Raw genomic sequence first — 9,607 nt, 5'->3', positions numbered from 1 at the left:
TTCTTTATTATTAATCTTGCTGAGGTCGCATAATTCGGTATTGCGCTACACTGCTAAGACAGTGCAAGACACTACCATGCGATGGCAGTTTTAGGATTGGGAAGTCAAACCCCTCAAATTTTTCCAATAATAAAAATCAAAACAGGATACTTTTTTCCAGGTAAAGGATTTCAAAATCAAAACCAATCATTGCTTAGTTATAAAAACTGGTATTCATCTTATGGAGAATTTGGAGATAGACTAGAAGAATTATCTAAAAAATATAAAGGGGAAAAATATCTAAAAGAGACTAAAGATGATGTTTTTAAAGATAATTTTATTAAGTCTATAATGTATTATGATTCAAAATTTAAATTAGTTGAAATTCATTCCAATTCATCTTTTCCATCTAAAAGCGAATCCAATAGGGAGAGTCACTTACTTGGAAGAATAAAAAGAAGAATTAAAGATAAAATAGAGAAAGGGCAGTTAAAAGGGAAACAAAATCCTATTATTGCTTTTCAATTTTCAGACATTTTGTATATGGGGTATCATGATGAGAAAGAGGAATTTGGCTTTGGAGCTAAACGATTTGAAGCAATTGAAAGAACTACTATCAAGGTATTTGAAGATTTAGGCGAAAAAGAAATATTAGGTGTTATTTTTTATGAAAAATATATTTCTAAGGGTAAATTAATTATAAATCCAAATCTAAATTTTAAAGATACTCAAAAAAACCTTATAAAAAATATTATGAGCTAGATTCTTCTTCTAATTTTTCAAGCCTTTTTTATGTTTGTCTTGATAGTCTCTAATTTCAATAGGGTTTAAAAATTTTCTTGAAGATGAATTACCTCTAATATAAAAATCATATTTTTTAGAATTATTTTTTACAAAATGCCAAATTTTACCCTTAATTACATTTACTACAAAGATTAATTTGTTGTCTAATTTAAAGCTATCAAATGTTACTGAAGATAAAGCTGATTTTTCAATTCTATCACTAATTAAAGATTCTAAATGTGTTGAGAATTTGTCTAAATTATTTTTTTTCCCAAAAGACTTAATATCTTTTTCAATCCCATAAGGTTTTCCATCGTCATCAACACCAATAAATAAAAATCCACCATTAGAATTTAAAAAGGCATTAATTGTTTTTAAACATTCAAATTCTAAATCTTTATTTAATGAGTCTGTTTTAGTACACCATCTTAAAGTTGATTTTAATTCAACTTTCTTGCTCTCATGCCCCGCAATTAATGATTTATATGATTCTACTAACTCTTTTCTTTTTAATTTACTTTCATTTTCATTATTTTTATTTTTTAATTTTTCTAATTGCCTTGCCTTGTTTATTTCTTCAGCTATTCCTAAATCTAGTTTCAAAGAGTTTCCACTGAAAATTTTGTATACAATAATTCCATAAATAAAAATAAAAATAAATATTAAATAAAAATATACTGAGTTCTCAGGAGATTCAGCTTCAATTAACTTATAATGATAGGTGTTATTTATCAAAAAGAATTCAACTTGAGAGTAACCAAAGGTTTTAGAATTTAATTGACAATTATAAAAACTTCCATGATAATAACACATTGAAGTTACATAAGTTAAATTTTTTAAATTTTCAACATTATAATTATCTAAAATATATTTTTCTGCATTATCTTGCTGAGATATTTGCCATTTAATATTCTGGTTATAAGAAATATAAATACCACTTAGAACTATAATTGTAAAAAATATTATTGCAATAAATGATTTATTTAATTTCATTCTTCTCTTTTTACCCAAAATTTATGTTCAGTATATTCTTCTCCATCTTCAGTTCTATTTCCAATAAAATAAATTCCGTAAGAGTCATTAATTTCAGAAATATCAAAATAGTAGTCTGTGTATTTTATGCCATTTTTTTTACTATCGTATGGGTCTTCGAAATCAAATAATGCTTCAATTCAATCAATATTGATCTATGGTCCTTCATGTATTGTTTTAGCACTAAAGACATTTTTTATTTGACTAAATGTTTAATTGTCTTCTAAAAAACTTATTTCTGAAATTATATGATTTTTTGTTGAATTTAATTTATTAACTGTCTTATTTAAGTCTGACACAGTTATTATTAATTTATCTTGAGTTTTTTTAAAATTTGAAATATTTTGTAATAATTTAGAGTATTCTTTTTCTAAATTATTTTTTTTAAAATTATAATCACCACAGTAAAAATATGTTTTTCCATCAATATTTGTAAAGAAACCTTTTAATGTAATTTCTTTTTTAAATTTTATTGCATAATTCTCTTCACACTCTATTAAAAGATATTTTTTACTAGAATTACTCTCTTTAAAATATATTGAATAGTCTTCTTCATAATCTAAAAAGCCTGTTAAAACTACATTTTTTTCATAAATTATTTCTGAGTGATTTATTTGATTATTAGAACAACCACTTAAAAAGAATAAAAGCACAAATAAAATAACACTGACATTAATTTTAACCATAAAAATAATTAAATTTAATTATTTATATCTTTTTGCTTTCAAACTACTTCAAACATATAAATAACCCTCACATTTGTTATGAGCCTATAACATTTCATTTCTCAATTAAACACTAATGACTATATTTTACTTACTATGGTAAATGAACCTAAGTTTTACAAAGTAAGAGATATAGCGGTTTTGTCTGCTATACCTATAATTTCAGGATTACTTGTAGTTTTTGTTCAATTTCTGATTAACACTTTTTCAGATTTGACTTTAAACTTATTACCTAAATCTCTTGAAGCCTATATTTGGTCTCAAGATTTTTTAGATATTCCTGCATTAGGATTTATGGGGATGGTCTGTGCGTTGATTGTTGCCTATTTCTCAAAAGATAGAAACGCATTTGATAACATTAAACAAATGTTAGTAGGTATGATTATTGGTTTAATCGTAACAGTAGTATTCGCAATTTTAGAACTTTTTTCAATGGGAGAATATGTTTTTGTGGCGTTAGTCCTAGAAGTTGCAATTGTGTCAATTTATAGTCTTGTGAGGTGGTTTGATTAAAATGAAATCTAATAAAAAAGCAAGTGGAGGATTTGCTATAATTGCCTTTAGTGTAATTGCTGTAATTCTTTTGCTAGGTGGAATTGGTTATGTATTAACTAAAAATTCAAGTGGTGTGTATAAAGAAGTAAGCACAAGTGACTTGAAAATTAAAGCAACTGATGTTTATCAATACATAGGCTCTACAACTGATGTCGATAAAGTTAGTAGTATTGAATTAAAAATTGATAATGTCAATGAAGATAAGGATTATAATCTGAAAATAGTTTATGAGGCTTTAGGTAAAAATGAAACTTTGAATGTTGAAATTTTAGGTGGAAAAACTGAGCTTATCAAAGTGCCAAACTTGTTTTCTGCAACTGATATTAATGGAGTAGATGTTTATTCTAAAACTATTAAGGTATTAAGTGGAGATAATGAATTAGCTTCTTTTGATTACAAATTAAATGTTGGTAAGGTTACAGTTGATAGAACTAATGCAAAATTAAGAGTTCCTGAAGTTGTTATTGCTGATTCAAGTTCTGATTCAATGATTTTGTGGTATGATATTGAAGATAATTTAACTGTGTCTGATGTTTTACCTATTGATGTAAATGATTCAAAAATAACTATCACAGATGTTGATTTTGAAGAAGACACATTAGTAGAGAATGAATGGATTAAAATTACTTTGAACTATGATGTTAAGGGTTCAGTCTTTGAAGATGAATATTTAGAAGATGGATTTAAAGTAAGACTAGAGATTAGCAATGATGAGACTAATTCAAGTAATTATGTTGATGTTAATGAAGACTTAATTAAAACAAGTTTATTAAACGATTTAGCTAAACTTCAAGCTACAAGTTTTGAGGAGATTAGTTCAGTGAATTAACACTTTTGTGAGGTATTAAGAAATGCAAAAAAATAGTAAAATAATAATTGCGGTATTAACAGTATTATGCTTAACTCTTAGTGTGGGTTGGGCGTATCAGGCTGGATATGTCACAAGTGTAGGAATATTTGATGATGAAGATGAACTTGAAGCAAAGACTTCTAGTTTTTGGGCAAATTATGTAAATCGGTTTGATTTTGATGGAACTGAATTTGTGCAAAATATTGCTCTTGCTGTGCCTGTGCCTGAGAAATTACAGTATGACAAGAATTATCTTTTAGGAACATTAACCTTTAAGCATAATGAAACAAAGGCAAAAGTAATTTATGTTGATACTCCAGTAAGAGTTAATATAATTAATGATGAAGGTATATTTTTTTATACGAAAGAAATTCTTGATAACTTAACTACAAGACATAAGTTTCACGCTTTGCCAAATGTTGAGTATAATATTGAGTATCAAATCAATAATATTAATGAATTTGTTGATGAATCAGGGGATGTATTTTTCACATTAAGGAATTCAGAGGAAACAAAAAAATATGATGTTGTTACTCATTTTAAAAGTCCTTTAAGTGATTATGAAACTCAGTTAAAAATAGGTTTTAAAGCAATTAATGGTGATAATAATTTTTATTATAAAGATACTATTACAGATGAAATCAGAATCAAACTTAAAGATAGAAAGAAAGGCGAAATTGCTTTAATTGATACTTTGGGGAGAATTTACGATTATGGTGATTCAATTGGTATCTGGTATATGAGAAGTCGAGCTATAAACAAGGAACTTTATGCAAGAGTTTATGTCTCTGGAGAAACTGAAATTAGAATTAATGGGAACAGCGTTTATATTGGTGATCAAGTATTCTATTTAGCTTCAACATCAATTGGTAAAACTATTTGGTTTGGCGGTGTTCAAAATACGGAAACTAAAACTTTTGGCAGATATGATTTTGGTGCAGGAATAGATTTAGCTCGTTATCATTATAGTTATTGGGACCAAATATGTGTACCTGCTGGATATTTGCATGCTAATACTTATGTTAGAGGTGGTTATGAAGATAACTTATGGTATATTCAAAGTAATAAGTGGCAATCTTATACTAGTAGCAGATATGCAATAAGTACTTTAACTTGTGATACACCTGCCTTTCAAAATGATGCAGACCAAGTTCTTTATAGTAATGTTATGGATGAGCCATATATGTTAGATGCAAGTAAAGAAATTGCAGTTAATCATATTGTTAGTGAAATTAAAGTTGATTTAGGTGAAATAATAAAAACTATTGAGTTTGAAATTGATGAGAATAATGTGACTAGGTTTACATTGCTTGATGACATTAAACTTAAAGAGTTTGAGCCTTTTGAATTAAATTTAATTGTAGATGGTAAAAATGCAGTAATTCCCATCTTCTATGACCCATTAAGGAAACATGAAGAGTTATGGCAAATGTTTGATAGAGAAGTATTGAAACTTAGTGAGATAGTGAGTTAGTTGAGGTAATGGTAAAATGTTAGAGTTAATTATTGCAGGAATAGTAATGATAGGTTTAGGAATTGGTATAAGACTAATTCCATTTTTAGGAATGACTGATTTTTTCAAAGTTATTTCTAATTGGCTTATCATAATTCCAATTTTAGCAATAGCAACTATTTCACTTTGGGAAGTAATTACAGAGACAATAATGTATATTTTAGTTGATTTAATATTCTTAATTTTTGAATATTGGTATGTGACTGCATTTATACTATTTATTGTCTTTTTGATATGGAGAATTAGAAGAAATTAAAATGGGATTTTCAATAATGGAATTTTGGGAATATTTGAAAGCGGATGCAGACCATGACAGACAGCTTAAAGCTGGACTTAATGTAATTATTCGTTTTTTCATAGTTGCTATCTTGGGACTATTTGAGTATTCAGGATATTTAGACTATGAAGGAGCAGATAGAATAATTACACTTGCAACAAGTCTTACTGTTTTTTTAGCAGCTAAAGACTTTCTTGTAGTAATTGCACCTGTGTTTAAAATTATAAACCCACTTTATAATTTATTTGTTGAAACATTTTTATTAATTTCAATTATCCCTTTATCTGTAATTTTTAACATAAATGAACATGCAAGAAGTTTAACAAAAATTGAACCTGCTTTTTTGGTTGCTTTATCTTTAATTTTAATTGTAGGAGCTCTACTTAATTGGGGTATTGCTTTTTACAACAAAAATAAAGGAAATGATATTGAGTATGCTAAATATGTTCTTTTTCATAATGCAATTATTTTGGTTCAGGCGTTTATGTTATTGTTTATAGGTTTAGAATATATCAATCCAATTGCTTTTTCGGATTTTTATCAGGAGATGTTTCTATACTATTTTGGAGGATACTAAATAATGGCAGAAGATAAATTAGGAGACTACACAAATGTTGTGGAGAAGAGACCTTTTTGGACGGCGTGGATAGGTGAAACGACAAACAATAAAGCATCTCGTAACACAGTACAAAAGCAAGACCTACAAGATGAGATTAAATCTTTGGAAGGTATTGAAGAGGAAGCTAAAAAACATGAAGTCAAGACTATGATTAGAAATATTAGTCCTGTTGGTATGGCTTATAATGTTGGAGCTGAATTGAAGAGAAGTTATGATGAGGGAGATTTGACTAATGATAATATTTTAGAAAAATCAATGATAGCATTAAATCCTCGTTTAGCTGGAAATGAAAGGGCTAATGATTTATTAAATCAAGAAGTCGGCTCAATGGTTAATGAAGTAAGGGATACTTCAAAGGTTTTAAGAGATTTGCAGACAACAAATCCTAAATTAGTGAATTATGCAAATGTAGAATGGGAGAATAATGTGAAGAGTGATGACCCATTTATGGAGTTTGCCTTAAAAAATAAAATTGTTAATATTGAGGGTGATGTTGTTAAAATTGATGGTAGTAGAATTTCGGAAATGGATAAACTGCAATCTCAAATGTCTCTAAAAGACCAAGAAAAGTTTTCTATTTGGAAAGCAAGTTATGGAGAGGAAAGAAGATTAAGGGATGGCATGAAAAGAACTGCTGTTAATCCTAATCTTAGTCCTGATGACCCACTTAACTTTAGGGCTATTGCAGAGTCTCCAGTTGTAACTGATTTGAATGATAGGGATAGGGCTTTTCTTAATGATGATTGGGAAAAGGGTGCAGATAATCATAAAAGCATTGCTGATAAAAATCGGGAGAAGTATAAAGAGCCTGATAATTTTGTTTATGATGATGGCAAAGCAGTTAGTTTTAAAAAAATTGATGAGAAAACCGAAGAGGAAATTTGGAATAAAACTGAAGATGGTGTTGGTATTGAACAATTTGGAGACGGGAAAGAGAATCCTTTAGGACTTAGTGCAACTAGGGCGTCTTCTGGTGTTGGTATTGCTTTGAATGGAATTGCAGTTTGGCTTCAAGAATGGTGGATTGCAATTGTTGGAATTGTTATACTTTTAGGTGTTTTAGGTTATTGGTTATATGTTGAAAATCAAAAGAAATCTAAAACAGCTAAAAAGGCGATTTCTAGCACAAAAAAAAGCAGAAAGAAAAGGAAGTCAAGAAAAAGCAAAAAGTCTTCTGATTCAAAGCCTGAAAGCCCAATAAACTTAACTGTTAATGTTAATGACTATGAAACAAAAGACACTAACGGGCAAATGATAGTTAAGGAGGTAATTCAAAGTGGTAACTAAAGAATTAAAGATGACTAAAACACCTATCAAGAGTTCAAGTAGTGATTATGAGAAAAAGGCTAGTGCTGAAAGGAGTTCCTTAAATAAAGGTTTGAAAAGTATCAAAGGAGATACATCACAAATCAAAATGGATACTTCTTTACTTAGACAAGATACGGCAGTAATCAAAGCTCAAAATAGTCTTACTCATGAGGGCTTGCAAACTGCAACAGATAATCAAATTAAATTATTTAGTTTGAATAATAAAACTCTTATGAGTGTTGGTGCAGTAGGTTCTGCGGTTGGTGGTTTGGCGATTGCTCTTGATGAGGCTTTGAAAGATATTTTAGTGGTACAAGTTGTAATAGGTCTACTCTTAGCAATTGCACTAGTAGGTATTGGTCTTTATGTTAATGAGAGATTGAAGAAACAAGAAAAAATGCAGTTAGTGATAGCTGAAAAACTGGGAATTGATACAGGAAATAAAAAGCCTATTAATGAACCAGTTGCATATTTGCCAAATGAGATTCTAAATCCACAGGCAGAACCAATTAGCGAGGTAGAAAGATGAATAATACTAATAAACAAAAAGAAGTTAAGTTTGATGAGGCTTTAGGTATTCAATACACTAGAGGAACAGTTTTGAAAAAGAATGTAAATTTTGTATTTCCAAATGGACAAAGTTTTGAAACTAATTTATTGTCAGGAGTTAGATCTAAGAAAATAAATAAGTCTTTGTTTTCAACAAATCTAAGTCCCAATTTTAAAGATTTTTCAGAGGTTAAAGTTACTCCTGCTTTGAAGATGGGACAGAAAAGATATAATAAAGGTTTTCTTATATCAACAGATAAAGGAAGAACTCTATTTTTACCAACTGAGACTAAAAACCAAATTGAGGCTAAATGGAAAGGTTACAATAATGGTATAGTAATTCAAAAAGGAGACCATCAAACAGGAATTATGAGAGACCCATATTTAGATGGACATAGAAAAGCTTTGCCACCAGGTAAAAGGATTTCAAGAAATGGTAAGCCTTATTCAGAATACAGAAAGAATAGAAGTGATTTAATTCATAATAAGTATGGGGACTTTTAGTTCTCTTTAATTTTTTTATTTTAAAATGGAGCTAGATAAGATTTATTTGATGGATTGTTTAGAAGGGATTGAACGGATGAAAGAGAACAATATAGTTCCTAATCTTATTGTTTGTGACCCGCCTTATGAGTTTGATGCACATGGTAGAGGTATTAACAAAGGTCGAAAATTGCAGTTAAAAATTAAAAGTGCAAATCTTAATGTATTTAATTTTGAAAAGTTTATTCCCGACATTTTAGATTTACAAGGTGGGAATGTTAATGCTTATTTCTTTTGTAATAAAGCTTTGTTGCCGAAGTATCTATTATTAGCTATTGAGAGAGGTTTGAACTTTGATATTTTAACCATGAATAAGAAAGCTCCCATTCCATGTAAAAATAGTGCGTATTTGCCTGAAATCGAGTATATTGTTTTTCTTAGAAGCAAGGGTGTTTATTGGAATGGAAAACTGGACTATAAATTATATTTCAAAAGTCATAGTGTTGTAACAAATGGTCTTAGAAATGAACACCCTACACAAAAGCCAATTTCTATTATTAGAAAGTTTATTCAGTTAAGTTCTGATGAGAACCATTTAGTTTTAGATTGTTTTATGGGTAGTGGCACAACTGCTATTGCTTCTAAAGAATTGAATAGGCGATTTATTGGATTTGAGAATAATGAAGAGTATTTCAAATTAGCAGATAAAAGAGTTAATGTTGAGGTTAAGACTTTGTTAAATTGTTATTAGATTTTAATTATATATATAAAGGTGTAAATTTTTATTATAAATATGAATAAATATTTATTACAATCTGAATTTTTAATGGAATTTTTTATTAATCAAAAAGAATATGATGATTTTAGAAAAAAAATTATTAAATTTATACATTTTTTAGAAAAAGAAGAAAGTTTTATTGATAATAAATATATG

The 9,607-nt window shown here is 28.4% G+C and carries 12 protein-coding genes; 10 read left to right on the top strand and 2 right to left on the bottom strand.

Going from position 1 to position 9,607, the window contains the following annotated elements; translation table 11 throughout:
- Positions 1–81 precede the first annotated feature (81 nt).
- Positions 82–741, top strand: a complete 660-nt coding sequence (locus PF569_02600) for a hypothetical protein (protein ID MDA3855122.1) — start codon at positions 82–84, stop codon at positions 739–741.
- A gap of 9 nt (positions 742–750) precedes the next feature.
- On the opposite strand, the gene PF569_02595 is transcribed toward PF569_02600, so the two are convergent.
- Positions 751–1,755, bottom strand: a complete 1,005-nt coding sequence (locus PF569_02595; GenBank protein MDA3855121.1) for an ATP-binding protein — start codon at positions 1,753–1,755, stop codon at positions 751–753.
- A 251-nt stretch (positions 1,756–2,006) separates the two neighbouring features.
- Positions 2,007–2,480 carry a hypothetical protein gene (locus tag PF569_02590; GenBank protein MDA3855120.1) on the bottom strand — a complete coding sequence of 158 codons (474 nt, stop codon included), beginning with the start codon at positions 2,478–2,480 and terminating at the stop codon, positions 2,007–2,009.
- A gap of 135 nt (positions 2,481–2,615) precedes the next feature.
- Between PF569_02590 and PF569_02585 the strand changes: the two genes are divergently transcribed.
- The 9 genes from PF569_02585 to PF569_02545 are packed head-to-tail and all read left to right on the top strand — an operon-like array spanning position 2,616 to position 9,424.
- Positions 2,616–3,032, top strand: a complete 417-nt coding sequence (locus tag PF569_02585) for a hypothetical protein (GenBank protein MDA3855119.1) — start codon at positions 2,616–2,618, stop codon at positions 3,030–3,032.
- Between the two features lies 1 nt (position 3,033).
- Entirely contained in the window at positions 3,034–3,903 is an 870-nt protein-coding gene (locus tag PF569_02580; GenBank protein ID MDA3855118.1) for a hypothetical protein, read from the top strand.
- A gap of 22 nt (positions 3,904–3,925) precedes the next feature.
- Positions 3,926–5,398 carry a hypothetical protein gene (locus PF569_02575; protein MDA3855117.1) on the top strand — a complete coding sequence of 491 codons (1,473 nt, stop codon included), beginning with the start codon at positions 3,926–3,928 and terminating at the stop codon, positions 5,396–5,398.
- 16 nt (positions 5,399–5,414) lie between these two features.
- Positions 5,415–5,693 (top strand): hypothetical protein, encoded by a 279-nt coding sequence (locus tag PF569_02570; GenBank protein ID MDA3855116.1) that lies wholly within the window; start codon positions 5,415–5,417, stop codon positions 5,691–5,693.
- Position 5,694: 1 nt separating this feature from the next.
- Positions 5,695–6,291 (top strand): hypothetical protein, encoded by a 597-nt coding sequence (locus PF569_02565; GenBank protein MDA3855115.1) that lies wholly within the window; start codon positions 5,695–5,697, stop codon positions 6,289–6,291.
- A gap of 3 nt (positions 6,292–6,294) precedes the next feature.
- A complete protein-coding gene (locus PF569_02560; protein ID MDA3855114.1) occupies positions 6,295–7,620 on the top strand; it encodes a hypothetical protein in 1,326 nt (441 codons plus the stop codon).
- Complete coding sequence (locus PF569_02555; GenBank protein MDA3855113.1) at positions 7,610–8,170, top strand: hypothetical protein; 561 nt, start codon at positions 7,610–7,612, stop codon at positions 8,168–8,170. Before PF569_02560 ends, PF569_02555 begins: the two co-directional genes overlap by 11 nt.
- Positions 8,167–8,694, top strand: a complete 528-nt coding sequence (locus PF569_02550; protein MDA3855112.1) for a hypothetical protein — start codon at positions 8,167–8,169, stop codon at positions 8,692–8,694. The genes PF569_02555 and PF569_02550 overlap by 4 nt, the downstream gene beginning before the upstream one ends.
- Positions 8,695–8,719: 25 nt before the next feature.
- The gene (locus PF569_02545; protein MDA3855111.1) at positions 8,720–9,424 is read left to right on the top strand and encodes a site-specific DNA-methyltransferase; all 705 of its coding nucleotides are present in this window, start codon (positions 8,720–8,722) and stop codon (positions 9,422–9,424) included.
- The last annotated feature ends 183 nt before the right edge of the window (positions 9,425–9,607 follow it).

The organism is Candidatus Woesearchaeota archaeon, from assembly GCA_027858315.1.
Classification (GTDB): domain Archaea; phylum Nanobdellota; class Nanobdellia; order Woesearchaeales; family UBA583; genus UBA583.
Note: the sequence above shows the minus strand (reverse complement) of the source record. Positions and strands in the feature narration are given on the sequence as shown.